The organism is Streptomyces yerevanensis (assembly GCF_000716805.1).
Lineage (GTDB): Bacteria > Actinomycetota > Actinomycetes > Streptomycetales > Streptomycetaceae > Streptomyces > Streptomyces flaveus.
This window is the reverse complement of the sequence record NZ_JNWJ01000006.1, coordinates 51,589-77,443: the sequence shown is the minus strand read 5'-3', so window position 1 is coordinate 77,443 and position 25,855 is coordinate 51,589. Positions and strand designations below refer to the sequence as shown.

Annotated in this window: 24 protein-coding genes; 15 read left to right on the top strand and 9 right to left on the bottom strand. The window is 70.5% G+C overall.

Going from position 1 to position 25,855, the window contains the following annotated elements:
- Nucleotides 1-5: 5 nt before the first annotated feature.
- Nucleotides 6-1,343, bottom strand: a complete 1,338-nt coding sequence (locus OP79_RS07615; protein WP_051744485.1) for an ROK family transcriptional regulator — start codon at nt 1,341-1,343, stop codon at nt 6-8.
- A 331-nt stretch (nt 1,344-1,674) separates the two neighbouring features.
- Between OP79_RS07615 and OP79_RS50370 the strand changes: the two genes are divergently transcribed.
- Genes OP79_RS50370 through OP79_RS07590 form a run of 5 tightly spaced genes read left to right on the top strand, consistent with a single transcriptional unit; the run spans nt 1,675 to nt 6,945 of the window.
- A complete protein-coding gene (locus tag OP79_RS50370; RefSeq protein WP_051744484.1) occupies nt 1,675-3,015 on the top strand; it encodes an ABC transporter substrate-binding protein in 1,341 nt (446 codons plus the stop codon).
- Nucleotides 3,012-3,992: a carbohydrate ABC transporter permease gene (locus OP79_RS07605; protein ID WP_033319232.1), complete on the top strand. Its 981-nt coding sequence runs from the start codon at nt 3,012-3,014 to the stop codon at nt 3,990-3,992. The genes OP79_RS50370 and OP79_RS07605 overlap by 4 nt, the downstream gene beginning before the upstream one ends.
- The gene (locus OP79_RS07600; RefSeq protein ID WP_245685241.1) at nt 3,989-4,840 is read left to right on the top strand and encodes a carbohydrate ABC transporter permease; all 852 of its coding nucleotides are present in this window, start codon (nt 3,989-3,991) and stop codon (nt 4,838-4,840) included. Before OP79_RS07605 ends, OP79_RS07600 begins: the two co-directional genes overlap by 4 nt.
- Before the next feature lie 39 nt (nt 4,841-4,879).
- Nucleotides 4,880-5,923, top strand: a complete 1,044-nt coding sequence (locus OP79_RS07595) for a Gfo/Idh/MocA family protein (RefSeq protein WP_051744483.1) — start codon at nt 4,880-4,882, stop codon at nt 5,921-5,923.
- Nucleotides 5,920-6,945 carry a Gfo/Idh/MocA family protein gene (locus OP79_RS07590; RefSeq protein WP_033319231.1) on the top strand — a complete coding sequence of 342 codons (1,026 nt, stop codon included), beginning with the start codon at nt 5,920-5,922 and terminating at the stop codon, nt 6,943-6,945. The genes OP79_RS07595 and OP79_RS07590 overlap by 4 nt, the downstream gene beginning before the upstream one ends.
- A gap of 35 nt (nt 6,946-6,980) precedes the next feature.
- Here the strand turns inward: OP79_RS07590 and OP79_RS07585 are convergent, their stop codons facing one another.
- From OP79_RS07585 to OP79_RS07575, 3 genes are read right to left on the bottom strand one after another with little or no spacing between them, the layout of a single operon-like run.
- Nucleotides 6,981-8,510, bottom strand: coding sequence for a crotonobetainyl-CoA--carnitine CoA-transferase (locus OP79_RS07585; protein ID WP_033319230.1), 1,530 nt, complete (start codon nt 8,508-8,510; stop codon nt 6,981-6,983).
- Nucleotides 8,507-10,831: a CaiB/BaiF CoA-transferase family protein gene (locus OP79_RS07580; RefSeq protein WP_033319229.1), complete on the bottom strand. Its 2,325-nt coding sequence runs from the start codon at nt 10,829-10,831 to the stop codon at nt 8,507-8,509. The genes OP79_RS07585 and OP79_RS07580 overlap by 4 nt, the downstream gene beginning before the upstream one ends.
- A 28-nt stretch (nt 10,832-10,859) precedes the next feature.
- On the bottom strand, nt 10,860-11,726 hold the full coding sequence (locus tag OP79_RS07575) for an alpha/beta fold hydrolase (protein WP_106972318.1): 867 nt from the start codon (nt 11,724-11,726) through the stop codon (nt 10,860-10,862).
- A 127-nt stretch (nt 11,727-11,853) separates the two neighbouring features.
- On the opposite strand from OP79_RS07575, the gene OP79_RS07570 reads away from it, so the two are divergent.
- Both OP79_RS07570 and OP79_RS07565 read left to right on the top strand, forming a co-directional pair.
- Nucleotides 11,854-12,234, top strand: a complete 381-nt coding sequence (locus OP79_RS07570; protein ID WP_245685240.1) for a hotdog family protein — start codon at nt 11,854-11,856, stop codon at nt 12,232-12,234.
- A 259-nt stretch (nt 12,235-12,493) separates the two neighbouring features.
- The gene (locus tag OP79_RS07565; RefSeq protein ID WP_033319227.1) at nt 12,494-13,270 is read left to right on the top strand and encodes an SDR family oxidoreductase; all 777 of its coding nucleotides are present in this window, start codon (nt 12,494-12,496) and stop codon (nt 13,268-13,270) included.
- Between the two features lie 69 nt (nt 13,271-13,339).
- On the opposite strand, the gene OP79_RS07560 is transcribed toward OP79_RS07565, so the two are convergent.
- A complete protein-coding gene (locus tag OP79_RS07560) occupies nt 13,340-14,236 on the bottom strand; it encodes a LysR family transcriptional regulator (RefSeq protein ID WP_033319226.1) in 897 nt (298 codons plus the stop codon).
- Nucleotides 14,237-14,431: 195 nt separating this feature from the next.
- On the opposite strand from OP79_RS07560, the gene OP79_RS07555 reads away from it, so the two are divergent.
- Nucleotides 14,432-15,607, top strand: coding sequence for a cytochrome P450 (locus OP79_RS07555; protein WP_033319225.1), 1,176 nt, complete (start codon nt 14,432-14,434; stop codon nt 15,605-15,607).
- Nucleotides 15,608-15,613: 6 nt separating this feature from the next.
- Here the strand turns inward: OP79_RS07555 and OP79_RS07550 are convergent, their stop codons facing one another.
- The 3 genes from OP79_RS07550 to OP79_RS07540 are packed head-to-tail and all read right to left on the bottom strand — an operon-like array spanning nt 15,614 to nt 18,233.
- Nucleotides 15,614-16,567 carry a quinone oxidoreductase family protein gene (locus OP79_RS07550; protein WP_051744481.1) on the bottom strand — a complete coding sequence of 318 codons (954 nt, stop codon included), beginning with the start codon at nt 16,565-16,567 and terminating at the stop codon, nt 15,614-15,616.
- On the bottom strand, nt 16,564-17,385 hold the full coding sequence (locus OP79_RS07545) for an ABC transporter permease (RefSeq protein ID WP_033319224.1): 822 nt from the start codon (nt 17,383-17,385) through the stop codon (nt 16,564-16,566). The genes OP79_RS07550 and OP79_RS07545 overlap by 4 nt, the downstream gene beginning before the upstream one ends.
- Nucleotides 17,382-18,233 carry an ABC transporter ATP-binding protein gene (locus OP79_RS07540; protein WP_051744480.1) on the bottom strand — a complete coding sequence of 284 codons (852 nt, stop codon included), beginning with the start codon at nt 18,231-18,233 and terminating at the stop codon, nt 17,382-17,384. The genes OP79_RS07545 and OP79_RS07540 overlap by 4 nt, the downstream gene beginning before the upstream one ends.
- 230 nt (nt 18,234-18,463) lie before the next feature.
- Between OP79_RS07540 and OP79_RS07535 the strand changes: the two genes are divergently transcribed.
- The 7 genes from OP79_RS07535 to OP79_RS51410 all read left to right on the top strand — a co-directional run bounded on the left by OP79_RS07535 (nt 18,464) and on the right by OP79_RS51410 (nt 24,972).
- Nucleotides 18,464-19,699 (top strand): Rieske 2Fe-2S domain-containing protein, encoded by a 1,236-nt coding sequence (locus OP79_RS07535; protein WP_033319223.1) that lies wholly within the window; start codon nt 18,464-18,466, stop codon nt 19,697-19,699.
- 115 nt (nt 19,700-19,814) lie between these two features.
- A complete protein-coding gene (locus OP79_RS07530; RefSeq protein WP_033319222.1) occupies nt 19,815-21,140 on the top strand; it encodes a M20 family metallopeptidase in 1,326 nt (441 codons plus the stop codon).
- Nucleotides 21,137-22,093 (top strand): DODA-type extradiol aromatic ring-opening family dioxygenase, encoded by a 957-nt coding sequence (locus OP79_RS07525; protein ID WP_033319221.1) that lies wholly within the window; start codon nt 21,137-21,139, stop codon nt 22,091-22,093. Before OP79_RS07530 ends, OP79_RS07525 begins: the two co-directional genes overlap by 4 nt.
- Entirely contained in the window at nt 22,090-22,947 is an 858-nt protein-coding gene (locus OP79_RS07520) for an alpha/beta fold hydrolase (protein WP_033319220.1), read from the top strand. The genes OP79_RS07525 and OP79_RS07520 overlap by 4 nt, the downstream gene beginning before the upstream one ends.
- A gap of 176 nt (nt 22,948-23,123) precedes the next feature.
- Nucleotides 23,124-23,963, top strand: coding sequence for an IclR family transcriptional regulator (locus OP79_RS07515; RefSeq protein WP_078491663.1), 840 nt, complete (start codon nt 23,124-23,126; stop codon nt 23,961-23,963).
- Complete coding sequence (locus OP79_RS07510; protein WP_051744479.1) at nt 23,960-24,517, top strand: FAS1-like dehydratase domain-containing protein; 558 nt, start codon at nt 23,960-23,962, stop codon at nt 24,515-24,517. The genes OP79_RS07515 and OP79_RS07510 overlap by 4 nt, the downstream gene beginning before the upstream one ends.
- Complete coding sequence (locus tag OP79_RS51410) at nt 24,514-24,972, top strand: hotdog family protein (protein ID WP_078491662.1); 459 nt, start codon at nt 24,514-24,516, stop codon at nt 24,970-24,972. Before OP79_RS07510 ends, OP79_RS51410 begins: the two co-directional genes overlap by 4 nt.
- Here the strand turns inward: OP79_RS51410 and OP79_RS07505 are convergent.
- Complete coding sequence (locus OP79_RS07505) at nt 24,908-25,855, bottom strand: ABC transporter substrate-binding protein (protein ID WP_051744508.1); 948 nt, start codon at nt 25,853-25,855, stop codon at nt 24,908-24,910. The two genes, OP79_RS51410 and OP79_RS07505, sit on opposite strands and share 65 nt — an antisense overlap.

Here is a 25,855-nt window from a genome sequence, read left to right as displayed (position 1 = left end):
GGTCACTAGGGGGCTTCTGCCCCTGTCTCCAGGCCCGTGGGCCGGCCGAGCGCGTCCTGAGCCGGAAGGCTGGTGGGCCGGGTGCGTAGTACCTCTTCGACGGAGGAGAGGGCGAAGCGGACCGCGCCGGTGATCACGGCCTCGTCGCCCAGGGCGGACAGCCGCCACTGCGGCAGGTCGACGAGGAGGCTGCGGGCTTCATCCTCGGCGGCGTTCAGGAGGAGTTCCCCCGCCGGAAGCAGGCCGGGGACAGGGAAGAGGCTGGTGCCGAGCACGACCAGCGCCGGGTCGAGCGCCAGCAGCACGGGAGCGATCCCGGCGGCCAGCCTCCGCCCGTACGACGTGATGGCCGCGACTGCTTCGGGATCCCCTGATGCGGCGCCATGGACGATGTCGGTACCGGTGCGACGCGCAGGGTCCGCGGGATCCGGGGCAACGGCGTCCGGGACCAGGGGTTCGAGGCCGGGTTGCGACGAAGGGCTGCCGGGGAAGCGGATGAAGCCGATCTCGCCGGCCGCACCGCGGTGTCCGCGCAGCAGGCGCCCCCCGGTGATGACACCGGCGCCGAGGCGTTCACCGAGCAGGACGAAGACCATCTCGTCGGCTGCGCCGCCGACCCCGCGCCACTGCTCGCCGAGCGCGGCGAGGTTGGCGTCGTTCTCCACGGCGACCGGGCAGCCGAAGGTGTCGCGGAGGGTGGTGACGATGTCCGCCTCGGCCCAGCCCTTGAGGTTGTCGGCCTGCCGGATACGGGTGTTGCTCCGGTCCACCAGGCCGGGGGTGCCCACCGTCGCGGCCCACACCCGCCGGGCGTCGGCTCCGGAGCGGTCGATCGCGCGCTGCACCACCCCGGTCACGGCGCGGGCGCGGGCCCGGCCGCCCAAGTCGGCGCGTACCGCCTTGCGTTCGACGGCCACCGGCCGGCCGTCGAGGTCGGCCAGGCAGGCGCTCACCGAGCGTGCCCGTACATCCACGCCGATGACGAAGCCCGCGTGCGGGCAGAAGCGGAACCGGCGGGCCGGGCGGCCGGGCGAACGCTGGCCACGGGCGGAGACGGCCGGGGCGACCTCGATGAGGCCGCAGTCCATGAGTTCCTCGACGATCGCCTCAACGGTGGGACGGGAGAGCTTGGTTGCCTCGGCCAGGGTGGAGAGCCGGGGGTGCGGGTCGGTCGAGCGGACGGCGGCGAGGATGGCCGCGGCGTTCGTGGCACGCAGGTCCGCGACGCCCACCACCGCGGGCAGTTCGCGCCCGGGGGAGTGCGGCTCCGGCAGCCCGCCGAGCGGCCACAGCGCCCGCGCGGCGGGGGCCGTGGACGGGGAGCGGTCCCTGGACGTGGCCAATGATCAACCTCCTGTGGAGCGGCCCGGCGGGGACCGGTACGGACCGCCCTGACGATAACAATCCAGCCATGAGTCCTTGACGCACGCCAGGCTCGCTCCGATTATAAAACGCAACTGCGTTATCGAACTAGTCGAGCTCACCAATCGAGCTCATAGAGCTGTCGAAACCCGGCGCTTGCGGGACCCACCGCGATCCCGGCCCGTCCACGGCGTCTTCCCACCCTCCTCGCGCCGCCTCCGCCGCACACCATCGCGGCCTCATGCATCACGTCTCCACCGCCGCTCGGCCTTGCCGTCAGCTCTCCCTGTCCCGTCACGCCCAGGAGACCCCATGAGCCCCAGCCCGTCGTCCCTGTCCAGACGTACGTTCCTCACGGCCACCGGCGCCGTCGGCGCCGCGGCGCTCACCGCGTGCAGCGATCTGACCCCAGGCGCATCGTCGTCGGAGAAGAGCAGTTCCGGCCCCGTCTCCACGGCGATACCGGCCGACGAGAAGATCACGCTGGTGGTCGCCGACGCCGACGACACCACCATGACCCCGGGCCTCATCGCGGCCTTCCGCAAGAAGCACCCGAACATCACCGTCAAGCGCAACTACACCGGCTGGGACGACTACCTCAAGAGCATCAACACCACCATGTCGGCCGACAGCGCCCCCGACATCGCCCAGTTCACCTCCGGCATGCAGAACCTCGTCCCGGGACGGCTGCTGCTCAAGGTCGGCGAGTACGGCAAGGCGTACGGCTGGGCGGAGAAGTTCCCCGGTCTGGACCAGATCACCCTCACCCCGGACGGCAAGACCGTCGGCACCGGCGACCTGTACGGGGTGGGCGCGGGCCTGTCGTTCGAAGGCGTCTACTACAACAAGGCCAAGGCGCAGAAGCTGGGCCTGACCGTCCCTCCGGCCACCCTGGACGAGCTGGAGGCCCTGTTCGCCAAGGCCAAGGCGGCCGGTGAGACCGCACTGGTCGCCGGCAACCTCGACGGCGGCCTCAACCACCCCTTCAACGTGCTGCTCTCGGCCTATCTGACGCCGAAGGACCGCGAGGCGTGGGCCTATGGCCACCAGAGCGCCACCATCGTGCTGCCGGAGGCCGAGAAGGCGGCCGAGACGCTCAAGCGGTGGGTGGACGAGGGGTATGTCACCCCCAAGGTCAACGGCGTCAGCGACAACGACGCCACCGCCGCGTTCGCCAAGGGCGAGGGCGTCTTCCGGATCAGCGGCAACTGGGCCGCGGCGGCGGTGGCCGAGGGGCTGGGGGAGGGGGCCGGCTACTTCAACATGCCGCCCGTCACCTCCGGCGGGAAGGTACGCACCACCGGCGCCGGGGTGTACTACTGCGTGTCCAGCAAGTCGAAGAACGCTGCCGCGGCCGCCGCCTTCCTCGACTTCACCGCCAGTGCGGAGGCCGCCGCCATCACCGCCAAGGCGGGCTTCATGGCTCCCGACGCGGGCGCCATGCCGAGCCAGAGCGGGCTGCTGGGCGATGTCCAGCAGGGCTGGCAGACGGTCGTCAAGGACGCCGGTCTGCAGCCGTTCATCCAGAACTCCTCCAGCCCGACGATGGGCGACACCCTCACCACCCAGCTGCAGCTGCTCGCCGGAGACAAGGTCACCGCCGAGAAGTTCCTGGCCGGTCTCCAGACGGACTTCGAGAACTACCACAAATGACCACTGCCGACCGACTGACCGGCCCCGCCCCTGCCCCCGGAGCCCAGAGCCGGGTGGAGCGCGCGGCGGGCGGCACCGTGCGCAGGCACCCCCGCCCGGCGCGGTCCGGCCGCCGCCGACGCCGGGCCGTGGCGTTGCTGTACCTGCTGCCGGCTCTGCTGCCCTACACGCTCTTCGCCGTACTACCGCTGCTGCACACCGCTTACCTCTCACTGTTCGACTGGGACGGGGTGACCCTCCCGTCCTTCGTCGGCCTCGACAACTACGGCCGTATCGTCACCGACCCGCAACTGCGCGCCGCCGCCTGGCATGCCGGTGCGCTGATCCTGTTCTTCTCCGTCCTGCCCATCTGTCTGGGGCTGGTCTCGGCGGCGATCGTGTCCCGGCGTGCCGGGCGCCGGGGCACCACCCTGGTCCGCACGGTGCTGTTCCTGCCCCAGGTCATCCCGCTGGTCGCGGTCGGCATCCTCTGGCGCTGGGTGTACGCCGAGGACGGCACCCTCAACCAGGCGCTGAGGGCGATCGGCCTGGACGGCCTCACCGACGCCTGGCTGGGCAGCTTCACCTGGGCCCTGCCGGCCGTCGGATTGATCGGCAGCTGGGTCGTCTCCGGCCTGTGCATGGTGCTGTTCCTGTCCGGGACCCAGCGCATCGACCCCGAGATCTACGAGGCGGCACGGATGGACGGGGCAGGCCCCGTACGCGAATTCACGGCGATCACCGTTCCGCTGCTGCGGCCGGAGTTCGCGGTCGCGCTGTCCATCACCGTGATCGCCGCCCTGTCCAGCTTCGACCTCATCTACATCACCACCGGAGGAGGCCCGGGCAACAGCACCGTCGTCCCCGGAATCCTCATCTACCGCCTGGCCTTCGGGGGCGGCGCGGTCGGTGTCGCCAGTGCGCTGGCGATCGTGCTGACGGTGGTCATCTCCCTCGCCGTCCTGGTGATCAACCGGCTGTCCAGGGAGGCGCCGTGACCTCGTCGACCTCACCGACCTCGTCGGCCAGAGCGGTCACCGGGCGGCTGGCGGCACCCGTCGTGCTCGCGCTGTTCATGGCCGCCGTGCTCATACCGTTCGCCTCCCTGCTGCTGGCATCACTCCAGCCCGCGGGCGCACCGCTGACCGGCTTCGCCCTGCCGGACGGCCTGCACTTCGAGAACTTCTCACGCGCCTGGTCCGCGGCCGGCTTCGGCACACTGCTGCGGTCGAGCGTGGTCATCGCGCTGTGCGTGGTGCCGGCCGCGGTGGTGTGCGCGACCCTCGCCGGGTACGCGCTCGCGACCCTGGACGTTCCCGGCCGGGGAAGGCTCTACGCGTATCTGCTGCTCGGCCTGTCCATCCCCACCGAGGGCACCATCATCCCGCTCTACTACGACCTGCGCGCCATCGGGCTGACCAACACCGTGCCGGGGCTGGCACTTGCGGAGATCGCCGCGTTCATGCCGTTCGGGGTCTTCTGGATGCGCGCCCACTTCGCGACCATGCCACGCAGCCTGATGGAAGCCGCGCGGCTGGACGGCGCCTCGTCGTGGGCGACGCTCTGGCGGATCCTGCTGCCCAACTCCCGCCCGGCGGTGACCACGTTGGGCGTTCTGTACTTCGTCTGGAGCTGGAACCAGTTCCTGCTCCCGCTCATCCTGATCCAGGACCCGGCCCGCCGTACGGCCCCGGCCGGACTGGGTTTCTTCACCGGGCAGTTCGGCGTCGACGTGCCGCTGCTCGCCGCGGCCACCCTGATTGTGATCGCCCCGGTGGTGCTCGTCTACCTGTTCTTCCAGCGGCACTTCATCAGTGGCGTACTCAGCGGCGCCCTAAAGGGCTGACCACACAAGGCCTGAACCCACAGGAGGTCGGAGAATTCAATGGCAGAACTCGAAGTCGCGCTGATCGGTGCGGGCGGCATCGCCCGCACGCATCTGCCCGCGTGGGCCGCCCTCGGCGCGCGGGTGCGCCTGTACGCACCCGACGGCCGCGCCCCCGCCCTGGCCGGCGAGTTCGGCGCGACATCCGTGAACTCCCTGCGTGAGGCGATCGCCGGGGCCGCCGTGGTGGATGTGTGCACGCCGACCGACACCCACCGGGAGATCACGCTGGCCGCCGTCGCGGCCGGGGCCCATGTCCTGTGCGAGAAGCCGCTGGCGCTCAGCGCGGCCGAGGCGGGGGAGATGGCCGACGCGGCGGAGGAGGCCGGGGTGAGGCTGTACCCGGGACATGTCGTGCGCTTCTTCCCCGCCTACGCCCGGCTTCGCGACCTGGTCGCCGGAGGCGGCCTGGGCCGGGTGGCGGTCGCCCGGTTCACCCGCACCGGCCGCTATCCCACCTGGAGCGGCTGGTTCGCCGACCCGGCCCGCTCCGGCGGGATTCTGACGGACCAGATGATCCACGACATGGACGTCGCCCGCTGGCTCTTCGGCGAGGTCGTACGGGTCCACGCCCGGCACCAAGGGCATCTCACCGCCCCGGCCCCGGAAGGGGCGGTCGCCACCGGTACCGCCGTACTCACCCACGCGGGAGGCGCCATCACACAGGTCGTAGGGGTGTGGGGGCCGCCGGCAACGCCGTTCCGCACCACGTTCCATGTGTCGGGCACCGGCGGTACCGTCCAGCACGACTCGCAGGCCCACCTCGACCTGCGGATCACCGGTCGCGCGACCGGCGGCCCGGCGGCCGGCATACCCGTCGGAGACTTCGGGGAGTCGCCGTACTTCACCCAGATCCGCGAGTTTGCCGAGGCGTTCGCGGGTGGTCCGGAACCACGGGTGAGCGGCCGGGACGGCGTGGCGGCCGTCCGCATCGCCGAGGCCGCGGCTCAGTCCGCGCGTACCGGACGGACCGTTGAACTCGCCCCGCTGGCCCCGCTCGTCCCACAGCCAACCACCGTACCCACAGGGGGAATTGACCAGTGAGAGTCGCCGTACTGTCCTTCGCCCATGTGCACGCCGCGACCTACATCGGGCTGCTGCGCGACCGCGACGGCATCGAACTGATCACCGCGGACCCCGACGCCCCGCCGGGCGATCCCACCCGGGGCCGTCAACTCGCCGAAAGCCTGGGTGCCGCCTACGCCGACACCTGGGACGAGGTGTTCGCCCTCCGTCCCGACGCCGTGGTGGTCACCAGCGAGAACGCCCGGCACCGGCACCTGGTCGAGCGGGCCGCCGCGACCGGGGCACATGTGCTCTGCGAGAAGCCCCTCGCGACGACGGAGGCGGACGCACGAGCCATGATCGACGCCTGTGAGCGCGCCGGGGTCGGACTGATGACCGCCTATCCTGTACGGTTCAGCCCCGCGTTCACCGCCCTGCGCCGCGCGCTGGCCGACGGCCAACTCGGCGGGCTGATCAGCGTCCACGGAGCCAACAACGGCTCCAACCCGGCCCGTTCGCGCCCCTGGTTCGCCGACCCGGAACTGGCCGGCGGCGGAGCGCTGGCCGACCACACCGTCCATATCGCCGACCTCGTGGACGCGTTGCTGGACGGCGAGCAGGCGGTGGAGGTGTACGCCCAGGCGAACGGCATCCTGGACGACGACGGTCCCGCACCGGCCGTCGAGACCGCGGGCCTGGTCACCATCCGCTACCCCGGAGGGTTGGTCGCCGCCGTGGACGCCAGTTGGAGCCATCCGCCGGACCACCCGACGTGGGGCGGGCTCGCCATGACCTGCGTCGGAGAAAAGGCGATCGTGGAGTTCGACGCCTTTCCCCCGCTGCTCGGCGGGTTCGACTCCGCCACCGGTCGCGACCGCTGGGAGGCGGGCGGGACCGACCTGGACGCCGCCATGCTCGAGGAGTTCCTCGACACCGTACGCACCGGACGGCGGCCGTCTCCCGACGGCGAGACGGGCCTGCGCACCCTCCGGATCGTGCTGGCCGCCTACGAGTCGCTGCGCACCGGACAACCGGTCGCACTGACGGATGCCTTGGCCTGACCGGCGGCTGAACTCCCAGCAGATGGCCGTCGACGTCAGGCCTGGGCGGCGCGTCCTGCGGTGCGTGCCCGGTCCCAGGTGCCGGCGGTGACGCCACGTTCCCGCAGGGCCGCTTTGCGGACCTTGCCGGTCTCGGTCAGTGGCAGGGACGGGACCGTCTCGATGTAGCGGGGCACGGCGAACGCGGGCAGCTCCAGCGCGCAGTGCCGGGTCAGGTCCTCCAGGTCCAGCACCGTGCCCGAGCGGACGACGATCGCGACCATCACCTCGTCCTCGGCCAGTTCGGAGGAGACCGGGAACGCGGCGGCCTCGGCGACCGCCGGATGGGTGCGGACCGCCGACTCCACCTCGGACGAGGAGATGTTCTCGCCGCGGCGCCGGATGACGTCCTTGATCCGGTCGACGAAACGGAACCAGCCGTCCGGCTCGCGGATCACGCGGTCGCCGGTCCGGCGCCAGGAGTCGGAGGGCTCCACCGCGTCGCCTGCATAGCCGGTCGAGAAGGCGTGCTCCCGGTGGCTGCGGACGACGAGTTCACCGGGCGTCCCGTCCGCAACAGGAGCGAGGCCTTCGTCGACCACCCGGGCGGAGAAGCCCGCGCGTACGGTGCCGAGGCAGCCGGGGCGGGCCTCCTTGGGTGTGGAGCCGATGACGAGGTTCGTCTCGGTGGAGCCGAACCCGTCGACGAGACGGATGCCGAAGCGCTCGCGGAACGGCTCCCACGCGGCGGCCGGGGTCGCCGGCGACAGCCCGCGCCACGCCCGGTGCGCCCGGTCCTGAGGGCCCGGCGGCTGCGCCAGCAGCATGGGCACCATCGCACCGAGCAGGTACACCGCGGTCGCACCGGACTCGGCGACCTGCGCCCAGTACCGCGTGGCGGAGAACCGCCCGCCGACGACGCAGCTCGCGCCCACCGTCATGGCGTGTGCGAGCGTGTTGAGGGCGTTGGTGTGGAACAGCGGCAGACAGGTGAAGAGCACGTCGTCGGAGGTGAGACGCAGGGAGTCCGCGACGTTGCGGCCCCACCACACGAACTGGGCCTGCGGACAGCGGACACCGCGCGACGCGCCCGTGGTGCCCGAGGTGAAGAGAATGGCGGTGGTGTCCTGCGGACGTACCGGTGCGGGCGGGAGCGCTCCGGTCGTGCCGGGCACAGGGGCGTCCTCCTCGCCCGCCACCCACACCGTGCCCTGATGGCCCGCCTCGACGGCACGTTCCGCCAACTCGGCCTCGGCGTACAGAAATCGCGGCTGAGCTTCGTGCAGCACATGCCGCAGCGACCGGCCGCGCAGAGCGGTGTTCAACGGCACCACGACCGCGCCGAGCCAGGCGCAGCCCAGGATCAGGTCGACGAGTTCGATCCGGTTGGGCAACAGGGCCGAGACCCGGTCGCCCGGTCCGCAGCCCCGTGCCGCGAGTGCCCCGGCCATGGTGGCGGCCGCCTCGCGGGTCTCCGTGTACGTCCGCGTCGTGTCGCCCATACGCAGGAAGGTCCGGTCGCCGTACCTTTCGGCCGCCGCGTCGACGAGTTGCGGCACGGTCAGCGCATCCGCGATGCCACTCACCGCAGAACTCCGGCCTCGTGAAGTCGTCGAAGCCGCTCGGGACCGATGCCTGCCACCTCGCTCAGCACCTCGTCGGTGTCGGCACCGAGCAGGGGCGCCGGCTTGCGTATGCCGCCCGGTGTGCCGGTGAGGCGGATGGGCACACCCTCGTGGAGGAAGGCGCCCGCAGCCGGGTGCTCAAGACGGACGTAGAAGCCACGGGCCCTCAACTGAGGGTCGTGCTCGACAAGTTCACGACCGTCCTGCACCGCACCAGCCGGAATCCCGCGCTCCTGCAACAGCTCGGCAGCGGCATCGGCGGGCATCCCTCGTGCCCAGTCGGCGAGTACGCCATCGATCAGCGCGCTCTCCAGCCTGCGGCCCTCAGCGCTCAACAGCCGTTCATCATCGGCCAGTTCAGGATGCCCGATCGCATGGCAGAGAGCCGTCCACTCCTCGTCCGAGCGGACGCTGACGGCCAGCCAGCGGTCGGCGCCCAGGCACCGGTACACACCCTGAGGGCTCCACCGCGGGTGTGCGTTGCCCATCGGCGACCGTGCCGACGTGAGGAGGCTCGTTCCCATGTGGGCGGCGATCGCCTCGAGTTGGGAGAGGTCGACGTGCTGTCCGCGGCCCGTCTCCGCGCGGTGCTCCAGCGCGGCGACCGTGGCCAGTGCGGCCTGAAGTCCCGCGACGATGTCGCCGTGTCCGTAGATCACGCCCACCACGTCGTCCGGGCCCCAGCCGGTGAGCCCGGTCAGCCCGCCACTGGCCGAGACGGTGTCCGCGTACGACACCCAGCCGGACCGCGGGCCGGTGTGGCCCATGCCCGACATGCTCACGTAGACGAGGCCCGGGTTGATCTCGCGCAGCGCCTCGTAGCCGAGGCCGAGCCCGGTCATGACGGTGGCGCTGAAGTTCTCCACGAGGACGTCGCAGGAGGCGATGAGTTCGCGGAGCACCGCGACGCCCTCCTCGGTCCGCGTGTCGAGGGCGATGCTGCGCTTGTTCCGGTTGACCTCGTTGAAGTAGCCGTTCGTGTTCGGGTCCGTGCGGTCGTTCCGGGAGAGGTGCATGAAGGGCGCGAAGCGGGTCGGATCGGGGCGCCGGACGGATTCGACCTTGATGACGTCGGCGCCGTGGTCGGCCAGGATCTTTGTGCAGTACGGGCCCGCGAGCACCCAGGTCAGGTCCAGGACGCGTACGCCGTCCAGCGCGGGAAGGCCGGGGGAGCCACCGTCGGCCGGGCGCGGCGGACGAGGTGCGTCGAGCAGCGCTTGGTCGGCACCGGGCAGGGGCACGGTGAGCGACGTGACGCGGCGGCCTTCGGGGAACGCGAAGGGGAAGCCGAGGTCGGTCCGGTCTCCCTGCTCCGTCCGCACCTGGGTGAAGAAGCCGCGCGCGGCGAGCTGCGGGTTGTCCGGCAGTTCGTCGGGCAGGTCGACGGCGGCCCACGGCAGTTTCCTGGCCTGCGCCCGCTCCGCGAACTCGGCCTTCGGCCACGTACCCACGAAGTCCTGCACGACCTTGAACACATGCTCCTGGTGCTTCTTGCGCTCGACGGGATCCTGCCACCGGGGCTCCGCCAGATCGGCCTCCGCGCCCTCCTCGCGCAGCCAGGCGAGCAGCGCGTCCCACATGCGGGGGCTGCCGCCGAGCCCTCCGCCCAGATGACCGTCCGCGGCCCGGAACAACCCGTGCGGGACCAGCGGATGCACCCGCCCGGGACGCGACGGGACCCGGTCCTCGTGCAGGTAGGCGAGGGCGCCCGCCTCCAGTGCGGCGGCCACGCACGCCTGCGCGGACACATCGATGAGCTGCCCCGGGCCCTTACGCCGCGCCCGCAGGCCGAGCAGGACGCCGATCGCCGCGTTGACACCCGCGAGTTGCTCCGCCTGGTTCTCCGGCAGCCGCAGCGGCGGACCGTCCGGATCGCCGACCTGCGCCAGCATGCCGCCGAGCGCGGCCACCACCAGATCGGTGCCCTGCCAGTAGCTGCGCGGGCCGACGCAGCCGAACGGGGTGACCCGTACATGTACGAGATGGCCGAGACCGGCGGCGACCGGCTCGGCACCCGCGGTGCTCCCGTCGAGCAGCGCGTCCGCGCCCTCAAGGAGCCGGCGCAGCTCAGCAGCACCTTCGGGCGTGCCCGTATCGAGCGTCACCGAGCGCTTCCCGGCGTGCCAGTGCGCGAAGGCGGCGCCGTCGAGTTCGTGCCGGGTCGCATCGCCTCCCGGCGGTTCGACCAGCACCACCTCGTGACCGAGGCCCACCAGGAGCCTGCCCGCGAAACGGGCGAAGGGACTGGACAGTTCGACGACGCGCGGAGCCGCCTCGCTCACGTTTCCTCCGGTGAGTGTCGGTGGGGAGTCAGTCGTGCTGCTGGTTCAGGAAACCGGTGACGACGGTGTAGTAGTCGTACGGTCGCTCCTCCTGGAGGTGATGCGACGTCCGGCTCATCACGTGGAGGTTGCCCCGGGGCACCATCCGGGCAAGCATCAGCGGGTAGTCCGGGGTCAGGAACGCGTCGTACATGCCCCACATGAAGAGTGACGGCGCCTCGATCCGGCCCAGTTCTCCGGTGAGGTCCTGCCAGTCGCCGCGCGGGTTGTCCGAGGCGGCGGCGAGCGCCATCTCCTCGGGGTCGAGGCTCTGTTCGTGGCGCAGCCTCACCGTGCCCTCGGGGACGGCGTCCGCGTCGTACCACTCCAGGCGGGCCATCAGCTCGCGCATCTTCTCCGGCGAGGGGCCGTCGCCGCCGTAGTACACATCCCGGGCGTTGCGACCGCGGCGGGCGCCCTCGGGAAGCGGCGCGAGGGGCCCGTAGAAGACCGGCATGCTGCCGGTGACGACGAGGGAGCGCACCCGCTCGGGGTACTTGGCGGCCAGGTTGAGGGCGATGGTCCCGCCCCACGAGTTGCAGATGAAGTCGGCGCGTTCCACGCCCAGCGAGTCGAGCAGTGCCACGGTCTTGGCGGCGTGGTAGTCCCACATGGGGCCCTTGATGACCGGCTTCGCGGACTTCCCGTACTGCAGGATGTCGACGAGGAAGCACCGGCGGTCCGCGGCGAACAGCGGTGCCACCTGTCCGAAGTCCGACCAGCCCGTGCACCCCGGGCCGCCACCGTGCAGAAAGACGGTGGGGCTTCCCTCACCCAACTCGATGTAGTGATACGTGACGCCGTCCGCCTCCGCGTAGGTGCCCGGCGGAGGCGGCTGAATGTCCATGAGCTCCATGCCCCGCATGGTGTCCGGCGAGGGGAGCTCGGCCCAAGCGGAATGGTCCGCTGAGCGGGCCGGTTCCGTGGTGGCATGGGGCGGCCCTGGCTAGCGTCAGGTCATCGCCGGGCAGCCGGTGCCGCCCGTGGAGTTCACGCCCGACTCGGTCGTCCTGCTGCGTTTCGGCGCCGTCACGCGCAACACCCATCGCATCCACTACGACACCGCCTTCGCCCAGTCCGAAGGGCTGGCCGGCCCGGTCGTCATGGCCCAGTTGCACGGCTGCCTCTTCCACCGGGCCGCGGCTGGTTTCGCCGGCGAAACCGGGCGGGTACGCGAGGTCGCCTGGCAGAACCGGGCGCCCGCGCACGCGGGGGACCGGCTCGTGGTCACCGGCACGGTACGAGAGGTCGATCCCGCACGCGGTGAGGTCACGCTCGACCTCGTGGAGCGGTGTGGAGCCCCGGACGGCGAAGATCCCGGCACCATCTGCTGCCGGGGCCATGCCGTGGTCGTGCTCGCCTGACACCAGCATCTTCCATGACGTGGTGGACGGGGTCGCCTCGATCCGCTTCCTGTGTCGGTCACGGGCGCAGGGGCCGGGGCGCCATAGGAGTTCCCTATAGCACGTGCTGACATTTCGTCTTTGCCTCTCGTTCTTTTCCGTACGTACCGTGAAACAGCTCGACGAAGTGCTCACCGCGATTTCTCCGAAGATTCGCGCTCTGCGCACGTCGACCCTTTTCCGTCGAGCGGACAATTACGCGATCGAGAGGACCGGTGGCATGACCACGATCGAAAACGGATCGGAAACGCGAGAACTCAAGGGAAAGCGGGCCCTGGTCACGGGTGGTTCTCGCGGAATAGGAGCGGCCGTCGTGCGTCAACTCCTGGACGCGGGCGCCGAGGTGCTCACGACCGCCAGGTCGGCGACGAGCACGGTGCCGGAGGGGGCCGCCTTCGTGGCGGCCGACGTGCGGACACGGGCCGGCGCGGAGACGCTCGCCGCGGCCGCGCAGGAGGTGCTCGGCGGAGTGGACGTCCTGGTCCACAACACGGGTGGGGCGCAACCGTACAAGGACACTTCGGCCATCCCCGACGAGGAGTGGCAGGCCGCGCTGGACTGGAACTACCTGGCGTCGGTGCGGCTGGATTCGCTGCTGGTACCGGGGATGCGGGAACGGCGTTCGGGGATGATCCTGCACGTCTCGTCGGCCGCGGTTCTCACTCCGATGGGACCGTTCCTGCACTACACGGCGGCGAAGGCGGCACTGGAGAACTACAGCCGGGGACTGGCCCTGGAACTGGCCCCGTTCGGAATCCGGGTCAACACCGTGTCCCCTGGCAGAACGGCCACCCCCGGCGGCGAAGCAACGCGGGAGCAGTGGGCACGCCTGAACGCGGCGCCGGGCGAGACCAACGCCAACGACACCCCGCCGCTGGGTCGCGAGGGTCAGCCCGACGACATCGCCCACGCGGTGCTGTACCTCGTCTCCGACAGGGCGAGCTGGCTGACCGGAAGGAATTTCATCGTGGACGGCGGAGAATTCCCCATGGGGTGACACCGGCTGAATTCTAGAATGCCGGTTTCGACAAAAAGAATTCAGTGGCGCCCGCCTCCTTCCCGGCCGTCAGGACACCGGTGAGAAGAAAGCGGACCCGGACCAGTTCTCCTGACGCAGGAATTCGAGCAGGGCCGTCTCCGCCGGGCCCGCACCCTGCCGGAGCACGGCGATGACGGGCTGGGGGACAACCGGGGACACCGGGCGGACGAGGTGCTCGTGACCGTGGGGCACCGCGGAGGCCGGGACGAGTGTCACTCCCAGCCCGTGGGCGGCCCAGCGCACGGCCGTCGCCGTCTGGGACACGCGGGCGGCCGTGGTCGGGGTCAGATCGTTGTCCCGCAGCACGTTCAGCAGTACGCCGTCGAGCGCGCTGTCGCGGTCGAACCTCACCCACGGCTCCCCGTCCAGTTCGCGCAGCTCGACCCGGTCCGCGGCGAGCTGCGGGTGCCCGGCGCCCAGCACCACGACGAACTCCTCGTCGCCGAGGTGGTGGGCGTTGGCGGGGCTCCGCTCGCACGCCGCCATCAACGCGAGGTTCAGCACGCCCCGGCGACACAGCCGCTCCAGCTCGGCGGAGCTGGGCTCCTCGAAGACGGTGACCTCCAGCCGCGGGAAACGGCGACGCAGCGCGCCCAGCGCACCTGGCAGCTGCCGTGTGCCGAAGCCCATCTGCACCGCGACCACCAGCTCACCCACCAGCTCGTCGGCACCGGCCCGCGCCGTCGCCCTCGCCCGCCGCGATGCCCTCACCGCGACCTCCGCCTCCCGCAGGAACGCGCGGCCGACCACGGTGGGCACCAGCCCGGTCGGCGTGCGGGCGAACAGTTCCACGCCGAGTTCCCGCTCCAGGCCGCGGATCTGCTGGGACACCGACGGTTGAGCGACGTGCAGCAGCTCCGCCGCCGCCGTCACCGAGCCCTCCTCGGCAACGGCCAGGGCGTACTCGTACTGACGAAGGCTCATCGGCTTCCGTCCCCTCCCAGCGGTGGACCGCAGTCCACCCCGCTGTCGTCGTCGCAACAGGTGTCACAACGCGGGAGGCGACACGTTTACTCCACGTAGCGCGCCCTGGAACCGCGAAGCCCAACCCGCCTTGCCCGAAGAGACGTTGTTAGCCTTGGCTGTGATCGGTTTCCCGCTGTACGACCGAGGTTCGCGATGAACCGCGTCGACTCCTTCCCGCTCGGTGCCGCGACCACGCTCGCCGAACTCGCGCGGGATCCGCACCCGCGACTGGCGTTGCTGCGTGCGCATGAGCCCGTGTCCTGGCTGCCGGAGCTGGACGGCTGGTTGGTGACGCGTCGCGACCTCGCGTTGAGCGTGATGCGGGATGCCGAGACATTCACCGTCGACGACCCTCGGTTCTCCACCGCACAGGTCGTCGGGCCGAGCATGCTGTCCCTGGACGGTGACCAGCACACCCGCCACCGTGAGCCCTTCACCTCTGCTTTCCGTCCTCGGACGGTGCGTGACGGGTTCGCTTCGTTCATCGAGCGGGAGACCGACCGGATCATCACCACACTGCAGCCGACGGGCGCCGTCGAACTGCGACGTGCCTTCGCGGGCCCGCTCGCGGTCGCCGTCGTGACCGAGGCACTCGGGCTCGTCGGCACCACCCCGGTCACGGTGCTCTCCTGGTACGACTCCATAGTGCGGTCGGTCTCGGCCATCACCGCCGGACATGAGGCGGAGCCCGCCGGTGCCGCGGCGTACGCGCGACTACGGGCCGCCGTGGAAGCAACCGTCGCCGGCCGCGGAGGTTCTTCGCTCCTTGTCTCCGCCGCCGGGCAGTTGGCGCTGCCCGAGGTGGCGTCCAATGCCGCGGTGCTGATGTTCGGAGGTATCGAGACCACCGAGGCGATGATCACCAACGCGCTGCTGCACCTGCTGCGACATCCGGACCAACTCGCACTGGTCCGGGCCGACGCCGACCTGCTGGACGGCGCGATAGAGGAATCGCTGCGCCTGGAACCCGGTGCGGCGGTCGTGGACCGCTACGCCACCGCTGACATCGTCCTCGGCCCGGCCGCGATCCGCCGGGGTGACCTGGTCACCGTCTCTCTGACGGGTGCCAACCGCGACCCTGCCGTCTTCGCCGACCCCGACCGGTTCGACGTCCGACGCGAGAACGCGCGGCTCCAACTGGCCTTCGCACACGGCCCGCACTACTGCCTTGCCGCGCACCTCGCCCGCCTGGAGACCCGCATCGCCCTCCAGCGTCTGCTCGAACGCCTCCCCGCCCTGCGCCTCGACCCGGACCGCCCCGCCACTGCGCACGGTCTGGTCTTCCGTAAGCCCCCCACCCTGCACGTGCTGTGGGACAGTCCTGCCTGATCGGTGTCAGGACAAATCCAGCGCCACCTTCCCCACCGCCTCCCCGGTACGCAGCCTCTCCACGGCCTCCGCCAGCCCATCAAGCCCGTACCGTTCGATCGGCAACGTCAGCTCCCCTGACGCCAGTTCGCCCAGCATCCGCTCGGCGTCCGCGGCGACCTCCCTGCCCCGTGACATCAGATTGACGGGCAGCAGTGCCACGTCGGCGAGCAGGAAGTCCGCGAGGTCCACGGTGAATTCGCGTCCGGCGGTGTAGCCGACCAGTGCGACGCGCCCGCGTGGACGGACGAGCCCGAGCGCGTCCCGCAGCACCGGCCCGCCGACGGTGTCGATGAGCGCGTCCACCTGCCCGCCCACCGCCTCAGGCGACAACTCGGCCGCCAGGACCGGCTTCCCGGGCGCCGGCACATGGCCGAGCTTGGCCGGGCGGCCCACCACCCCGATCACCTCGGCTCCGGCACGCGCGGCGACCTGGACGGTCAGCGCGCCGACCGCGCCCGCCGCGCCGGTCACCATGACCCGCTCGCCGGGCCGTATCGCCGCGACCGAGTGCACCGCGGCCCAGGCCGTGCCCGCCGGTGAGAAGAAACTGCACGCCAGCGCGGGATCCGTGCCATCGGGCACGGGGACCGCGGCGGCGTCGGGCACGACCGCGTGCTCGGCCCAGCACCCGTCCCGACGCAGCCCAAGACCCTTGCCATTGACCCTGACCAGGCTGCCCTCGGCGTGCGTGTCCGAGGCCAGAACCACCCCGCACGCCGTGGTGCCCGGCACCGCGGGCAGATCCGGCAGGATGCCGAACTTGCCGTCCACGACGTTCAGATCGAGGTGGCCCACCTGCGCCGCCCGTACGCGTACGAGGGTCTGGCCGGGCTCCCGTACGGGCACCGGCCGCTGCACCAACCGGGGCAGGGTACCGAACTCTTCCAGGACAAGGGCACGCGAGGTCTCGCCACTCACAGCTTCACTCCGTATCGACGCAGGACCCGGGAGGCGACGATCCGCAGCACGCGGTCGAAGACGAACCCCAGGATGCCCAAGGTGATGATCCCGACGAAGACCCAGTCGATGCGGCCGTAGTTGCGGGACGTCCAGATCAGCGAGCCGAGCCCGACCTGGGCGGCGACGATCTCGGCGGAGACGATGGTCAGGAAGCTGTTGCCCATGGCGAGGCGCGCACCGGTGACGATGTACGGCACCGTCGACGGCAGCACGATGCCCTGCAGGATCTGCCGACGGCTCGCGCCCAGACTCGCCGCCGCGCGCAGCTTCGACTCGCTCACGGCCATCACGCCGGCGCTCGTGTTCAGCGTGACGATGAAGACCGCCGTGTAGAAGATCAGCACGACCTTCGACGACTCACCGATGCCCAGCCACACCACCGCCAGCGTCACGAACGCGACCGGCGGGATGAAGCGGAAGAACTCGATGTACGGGTCGAGGAGTTGGCGTACGAGCTTGATCTGCCCGATGAGCAGGCCGACCGGTACGCCCACCAGGAGACCGAGTCCCCAGCCGATCAGGATGCGGCGGCTGGAGGCGATGATCGAGTTGGTGAGCGTTCCGTCGCCCGCGAGTTCGCCCGCCGCGTCCAGGGTCGCGCTCGGGGAGGCGACCAAGGAGGCACCGTACTGCATCGCCAGCAGCTGCCAGATGCCGATGCCGACGAGGACGGACACCACGGACACGAGGATCCCGCGCAGTCCTCGCGCGGCGTCCCGCAACGCACGCCGCTCGACTCGCGGCTCGGCGACGGGTTTCGCCGTGACGACCGTCATGCGTCCACCTCCGGGTCGAGGCCCTGGTCGCGCAGGGCCTTGCGTACCTCTTCGCCGATGTCGTCCCGCAGGGCGCGGCGCAGTTCGAGGGCCGCGGGGTCGGTCTCGTCGCGCGGCCTGGGCAGGTCGACGGGGTAGACGGACTTGATCGAGGCCGCCGGTCCCGCCGTCATCACGGCGACGCGGTCGGCCAGCAGGATCGCCTCGTCGATGTCGTGGGTGACGAAGACGACGGTGCAGCCCGATGCCCGCCAGATACGGCCCATCTCCTCCTGCAGCACCTGCCGGGTCTGTGCGTCGAGCGCGCCGAACGGTTCGTCCATCAGCACGACCCGCGGTTCGTTCGCCAGCACGCGGGCGATCTGCACCCGCTGGCGCATCCCGCCGGACAGTTGGTCCGGGAACCGGTCGGCGCAGTGCCGCAGCCCGACCAGGGCGAGGTACTCGTCGGCCAACTTGGCCTGCTCGGCACGGGACTTGCCGCGCATCCGAGGACCGAACGCCACGTTCTGACGGACCGTCAGCCAGTCGAAGAGCGCCTCGCTGCTCTGGAAGACCATGCCGAGGTCGGGATCGGGGCCGCCGATCGTGACGCCGTCGACGGTGAGGCCGCCCTGGTGCGGCCGTACGAAGCCGGCCAGCGCGGACAGCAGAGTGGACTTGCCGCAGCCGCTCGGACCGAGCAGACAGAGGAATTCACCGGCGGCGATGTCCAGTGAGATGCCGCGTACGGCGTGGAAGGAGCCGAACCGGATGTCCACTTTGTCGACGGACACGGCCGCGCCGCGGCTTCCGTTGACGGCTGACGTGCCGGACGGCGGCCGGTCGGCCTCGATGGCCTTCGTCATCACGATCCCTTCGTCTGTTCGGTGAACCATCCGCGCAGCGCGGCCTGTGTCTCCATGAGTGCCTCGGTGGGTTGGTCATCGGGTGCGGCCCGGGGATTGACAAACCGTAGAACGCGGCACGGCGGCGGGCATGGATCGCGGTCTGCTCAGCGGAACGGGTCCGTAGGCGGATCCCGTGCGCCCCCCGATGCTCGAAGCCATGTTCCGACGGCAGCAGGAGGTCACGCACGATGACGACGGGTGAGGACTCGCTCGCCTCCAAGGGCACCGACCGAAGCAGCCGCAGACCGGCCGGGCAGCCAGGTCGGCAGCCCGGCCGGCAGGACTGGTCGACGTGGCCCCACTACGACGCGGCGGCGGCCGGCTTCCGCGGCTACTGGTATCCGGTCACCTGGTCCAGCCACATCACCGGCAAACCGCTCCCCTTCACGCTCTGCGGCGAGAAGATCACGCTGATCCGGGACGGAGGCAAGGCGTACGCGCTGCACAACCGCTGCCCGCACCGCGGTGTGCCGCTGTCCGAGGGCAACCAGCAGTTCCCCGGCACGGTCAGCTGTCCGTACCACGGCTGGACGTTCGACCTGCCCACCGGCAAGCTCTGCGCGGTCATCACCGACGGCCCCGACTGCCGGCTGACCGGCAAGGTCGAGGTGAAGACGTACCCGGTCGAGGAACGCCTCGGCATGGTGTGGGTGTACATCCCCGTCGCCGACGAGGAACCGCACCCGATCGACGAGCAGCTTCCCGAAGAACTCGTCTCCAACGGCTTCGTCATGGGCGGTCGCATCGAACCCCGCGGCGGCAACTGGCGGTTCGCCTGCGAGAACGGCTTCGACGAGGGCCACGCCAAGTACCTGCACCGCACCGCGCTGTGGCGGCTGTTCAAGGCGATGCCCACCTGGAACATCACCAGGATCGTCCCCCAGGGGCGCTGGATCTTCCGGGTGCAGGACGAGGTCCACTGGGAGGCCGACTTTCCGGGCGTGGGCCGTTGGTCCAACAAGCGCTGGTGGAAGCAACAACCGCCCAAGGAGACCTTCAACCTCGGCAACACCGGCAAGGCGGACAAGGTCGACCCGGTCATCGAGGCCCAGGAGTTTCCGGGCTTCGCGTCCCTGTCCATGCCGGGCGTGCTGCGCATCGCCTACCCCAACTTCATCCACTACGAGTTCTACGTCCCCGTCGACGCCGACCACCACCGCTACGTCGGCGTGATGGTCAACTTCACCGAGGGCTGGAAGACCCTCGGCTTCTACACCAAGTACCTGGGCGCCATCCGCTGGCTGTTCCACGGACAGTTCTCCGGCCAGGACGCCTGGATGGTCGACGTCACCGACGCGCCCCCGGAGAAGCTCTATCGCCCCGACATCTCGCTGACCGCCTGGCGGAACCTCAGCGAGGAGGAGTACGCCAAGAAGCTCGCCGCGGTCGACGCCGCCGGACCCGTCAACGGAAAGAAGGGCTGACCATGGGCCGCACCCTGCTCACCCTGCTGGCCGGAGCCGCGCTCGCCCTCGCGCTCCCGCCGGCCAAGAAGCGCTTCGAGCGCACCACCATGACCCAGGTCCACAGGATCAACCAGTGACCGGCGGTCAACCGGCTGGCCTGGCCGGGCTGGACGGCCGACGAAGCGCCTGGGTCACCGAAGCCTGGCGGCACGTCACCCCCGATCGGCTGCGCGAACTCGTCGTCGGACTCGTCGACATCCCGAGCCCGACCGGCGACGAAGGGCCCCTTGCTCAACACATCGCCGCCACTCTTTCGCACGCCGGATGCCGGGCCCAGGTGCAGCCGCTCGACGACCGCCAGGCCAATGTCTGGGCACGCGTCGAGGGCGACGGAACCGGCCCCGACCTCATGCTCTACGCCCCGATCGACACCCTGACCGTGGGTGAGGAGAGCGAGGATCTCCCCTGGATCGGGCCGGAGTTGAGGGACGACATGCGCCCGAAGGCCGTCGTCGACGGGGAGTTGGTGACCGGACTCGGGGCGTCCAACCCGAAGGGGCACGCCGCCTGCGTGATGATGGCCGCCGAGGCGATCGCCCGGGCCGGGATCCCGCTCACCGGCGATCTGGTCGCCGCGTTCGGCGCGGGCGGTATGCCCACCAACGCGCGTCCGGTCGGCGTCCGGTACAACACCGGTCAGGGAGTGGGTTGTTCGTTCCTGCTGGAGCAGGGCGTGTGGGCCGACTACGCGGTCATCGCCAAGCCCGGCTGGACCATCTCCTGGGACGAGGTCGGCCTCGTCTGGTTCGAGGTCACCGTCCGCGGCACCCACACCTACGTCGGCTCGCGCCACCGGCTCCCGTACGACAACGCCATCGCCCGCGCAGGAGAGGTCGCCCAGCACCTGGAGGAGTGGTTCGTCGAGTACGCCGACCGCCACACCGCCGGCACGGTCGCACCGCAGGGCATCGTGTCGTCGGTACGCGGCGGCTGGCCGCGCATGGCAGCCGTGACCCCGGCCGCCTGCACGCTCATGGTGGACCTCCGCATCAGTCCAGACACGACACCCATGCAGGCCAAGCGGGAGTTCCTCGCGGCCCTCGACAAGCTGCCGAAGGCCGACGTGACCGCCGAGATGGTGCTGGCCATCCCCGGCACACGGACCGACCCCAACAGCTGGATCTCCCGTACCGCACAAGCGAGTTGGGAGTCCCTGGAGGGACGCGAACACAGCATCGTCCGCGGCAACAGCGGCGCCACCGACGCCAACATCCTGCGCGGTCGCGGCATCCCCACCGTCCGCGTCGGCATGCCGAAGGTCACCGAGGCCCCCTTCGAGATCGACTTCGCGAAGGGCATGAACACCGTCGACGTACGGGCCATGGAGAAGCTGACGCGTCATCTGATCCGTACGGCCGTCGACACCGTCACCCGCTCCCGGACCGAGGTGGAAGCATGACCGAGATCGTCCTGGGCGTGGGTGCCTCGCACAGCACGCTGATGAACACCCATTGGGAGGAGACCCTCCACAAGGACCGCGCGGAACGGTTCCGCGACGCGCTGAAGGCGGCGCGCGACGAGCTCGCGGCGGCCCGCCCCGACACCGTGATCCTCGTCGGCTCCAACCACTTCCGGGGCTTCTGGCTGGACCTCATCCCTTCCTTCACCCTGGGCGTCGGCGAGTGCATCGCGAGCGGTGAGTCCGGCACCCCGAAAGGGCCGCAGCCGGTGGATGTGCCGCTTGCCCGCCACATAGCCAACTCCCTTGTGGAAGGCGGCCGTTTCGACCCCGCGTACTCGGCCCGGCTGCAGATCGACCACGGCCAGTCGCATGCCGTCCAGTACCTGCTCGACGGACTGGACGTGGAGATCGTCCCGCTCGTCGTGAACGTCTTCGCCCCTCCGCTGCCCACTCTCGCGCGCTGCGAGCAGCTGGGCAGCGCCATCAGGGACGCCGTACTCGCCTTTCCCGGCGACCGCCGCGTCGCGGTGATCGGCTCCGGCGGACTCTCGCACCGGCTGCCCTGGCCCGACTGGCGCGATCCGCACGGCGAAGACGAGGAGTTCATGGTCGGCGCCTGGCTGAACGGCCGGGAGAACTGGCAGGACTACGACGCCCGGCGCCGGGAGATCATCCGGGCAGCCGAAGCCGCCCTCAACCCCGAGTTCGACGACGAGTTCCTCTCCCTGGTGGAGCACGGCCTGACCCACCGCATCACCGAGTACTCCACCGAAGAACTGGAGAAGGCGGCGGGCAACGGCGCCCAGGAAGTGCGCACGTGGCTGCTCATGGCGGCCCTCCTCGACCACGTTCCCGGCCGGCGGCTGGCCTACGAGCCGATGCCCGAGTGGCTGACGGGTATGGCCGTCGCCGTCCTCGACCCCGTACAGACCACCGAAAGGCAGCCATGAGCATCTGGACCGAACTGACCGGCGTCGACTACCGGCACGCGTACGTGGAGACCGGCGGCTTCAAGACCCGCGCCCTGCAGGCCGGCCCCGAGGACGGCGAGCACGTGGTGTTCCTGCACGGCACGACCGGCCACCTTGAGGCGTTCGTACGGAACATTCCGGCGCACGCCGAGCGCTACCGCTGCCACGCCATCGACATGCTCGGTCACGGCTACACCGGCAAACCGGACCGCCCGGGCGAAATCCCCGCATACGTCGAGCACTTGATGTCCTACCTGGACGCGGTCGGCGCCGAACGCGCGCACCTGGTCGGGGAGTCGCTGGGCGGCTGGGTCTCGTCCTGGGCGGCGAGCGAGTACCCCGACCGGGTCGCCTCGCTGCAACTGCTGTGCATGGGCGGCACGAAGGTCAACCCGAAGGTGATGGAGCGGCTGAAGACCTCGACGCGGGCCGCAGCCCTGGAGGACGACGTGTCCTTCACCCGGGAGCGGTTGCGGCTGCTGTGGGCGGAGTGGGACGAGGACCTCGGCGAGGAGCTGACACGGGTCCGGTACGGGATCTACCACCACCCCGACTTCCAGCGGAACCTCCACAACCTGCTCGCTCTCCAGGAGCCCGGGACGCGCGAGCGCAATCTTCTCCGGCCGGACCGTATGGCCCGTATCAAGGCCCCGACCCTGGTCGTCTGGGGCAACAAGAACCCGCTCGGGGACGTCCCGGAGGCCGAGGCCATCGCGGCCGCCATCCCCGGCGCCCGTCTGGAGGTCTTCAACGAGTGCGGGCACTGGCCGCAGCACGAGAAGGCCGACCTCTACAACCCGCTCAGCCTGGCGTTCCTCGCCGAGGCGCGGTAACGAACTCCCGGAACACCGCCCCACCTGCGGACTCTCGCCGGCCGCGTCCGCGGTCACCGCGAATTAACACCTCACCCATAGTCATGCTCAAGGCAGGCGTGGTTCCGTTGAGGGTCCGGATCCAGCCACGCACCGCGTTCTCCGGAAGGCAACGGATTGATCGGGAGGTTCTCCCCATGACCGTCACCTCGGTCGGCCACGCCGACATCGATTCGGCCGGCTCCACCGGCATCCGACCCGTCGGGTCCGCCATCCCCCGCCCACCCGACCCAGCTCCCTGCCCCGACCCGATGAACTCCGTCCTGGGCAAGGTCAGACCGATTCTGGAGGCCTTCACCGCCGAGGACAACGCCCTCTCGCTCGCCGAACTGGTACGCCGCACGGGCGTGGCCAAGGCCACCGTGCACCGGCTCGCCCAGGAGCTGGTCGTCTGGGGGCTGCTGGAGCGGACGGGCTGTGACTACCGGCTCGGGCTGCGGCTGTTCGAGATGGGCCAGCGCGTGCACCGGCAGCGCATCCTGCGTGAGGTGGCCCAGCCCTATATGGAAGACCTCCTGCTGGCCACTCAGGAGACCATCCACTTCGCCATCCACGACAGCCTCGATGTGGTGTACCTGGAGAAGATCTTCCCGCACCGCGGGCTGAACGAGGAGTCCCGGGTGGCGGGCCGGCTGCCGCTGTACTGCACGGCCACCGGCAAGGCGATCCTGGCCTTCTCCCCGGGTGCGCTCTTCGCCGAGGTGATCAGGAGCGGGCTGAAGCCGTTCACCCGGCACACGGTCACCTCGCCGGGCCGGCTGCGCGCCCAGTTGGAGCGGATCCGGGCGGAGGGCATCGCGACCGAGGCCGAGGAGATCCGCCTGGGCTACACGAGCATGGCCGTACCGGTCTTCGGCAGCCAGTCCACGCTCGTGGGCGCACTGTCCATCACCGCGCCCACCTACCGCATGGACCCGTCCGGGCACGCCACGGCGCTGCGCACCGCGGCCCTGGGGATCAGCCGGTCGCTGCGGTGAGCGCGGTACTGCACGAGGTGCTCTCCCGCGCCCGGAAGCTGATCGGCCAGTGGGAGAGCGAGGACTGCGGTGTGCTCGGCGTGAAGGACTTCTGCCGGTACGCCGCCGCACTCAACGATGTGGACTACATCCGCCGGGCCCGCGCCCAGGAGGCCGCCGGTGAACAGGTCGTGGCCCCCGCCCTGTTCCTCGCCGGAACGCTGAGCTGGGAGGACGGTCCGGTCGAGGACGAACTGCGCCCGGACGGGCTCGCTCTGCGCGAATCGCCCTGCACCCAGGGCCTGCCGGTCCGCCAGGTGCACGGCGGTCAGTCGGTCCGACTGGGCCGCCCACTGACCGCGGGCACCCGCGTCACCGCCGCCCGCGCGGTCACTTCGGCCGACCAACGACGCGGCCGGTCGGGCGAGTTCGTGCTGCTCGGCGTCACCACCCGCTTCACCGCGGAGGACGGAGAGGACCTGATGACCGTGGACGAGACGATCGTCGTCCTGGACGGCGTCCCAGGGGAGAAGGGCGCCGAGAAGGACGACGAGCAGAGCGGGGCCGCCGCATGACGTCGGCCCTCGTCGCCGGGCAGGTCTGCCCGCCACGCGTGTACGCGCACAGCAGGGTGCAGCTGTTCCGGTTCAGCGCGGTGTCGTGGAACTCCCATCGCATCCACTACGACGCCGAGTTCGCCGCCACGGAGGGCTTCCCGGACGTGGTCGTCCAGTCCACCCTCCACGGCGAGACGCTCAGCCGGTACGCGCTTCAATGGGCCGGGCCCGGAGCCCGCCTGGAATCGGTGAGCTGGCGCAACCACGCCACCGCCGTGGCCGGTGAGCAGCTCACCTGGACCGCGACGGTGCGTACGACCGAGCCCTGCGACGGTGGAGTGAGGGTGACGCTCGACGTCTCCGTCCTCAAGGACGACGGCACTCCCTGCGTCACAGGGCACGTCGGACTCACTCGGCGTGCTGCTCGTACCAGCCCTTCAGCAGAGAAGTCCCGAGGTCCGGCGACTTCTTGATCAGTTTCTGGTCGAGGAGAAAGTCGACGATCTTCTTCGACTCGGTGAGATCCGTGTCGTTGATGCCGCGGGCGGCGAAGGTGATCTCCGGCAGCACCTTCTCCGTCTCCGCCGCCGGGAGTTTGACCTGCTGGTTGGAGGCCTTCGCCGCGGCGGCGGGGTCGTCGGTGACGAGCTTGTCCGCGGCGGCCACCACCTTGAAGATCTTGCCGGCGACCTCTTCGTTGTCCTTGAGCCACTTCTGGTCGGCCAGCAGCCACTGCACGTACTTCACCCCGAAGTCACCGATGCGCCCGGCGATGTGACCGCCCTCCGCGTCGCCCTTCGCCGCCCACGGCTCGAACAGGACGTACGCGTCGATCGAGCCCTGCTGCAGCATGCCGGGGATCTCCGGCGGCGAACTCTGCGGGATCTTCACCGACTTCGGATCGATGCCGTTGTGGCGCAGATACTGGTGCGTCGCGTACAGACCGAGCCCGCCGATCGACGCCATGGTCCTGATCTGCTTCGGGGAGTCGATGCCGTCGCGCAGAACGACCTTGAGGTAGCGGTCGGAGGACTGGAAGACGCCCAGGGACCGCAGATCGGGATTGGACGCCATCAGCGGCAGGGCGGTGGAGTCGGCGTTGGCCGAGATCTGCGCGGTGCCCGCGGACACGGCCTCGGCCGCCGCGGGACCGCCCTCGGTCTTCACCAGCTCGACGTTGATGCCCGCCTTCTTGAACATGCCGCGTTCCATGGCGAGATAGAACGGCGCGTACGAGGCGTCCACGCCGAGGGCGACCCGGACGGTCGGCTTCCCTGCCGACGACACCCCGGTCGAGTCCGTCGTACCTGCCGTGCAGGCCGTGGTGAGGACCAGTGCCGCGCAGGCGGCGGTCAT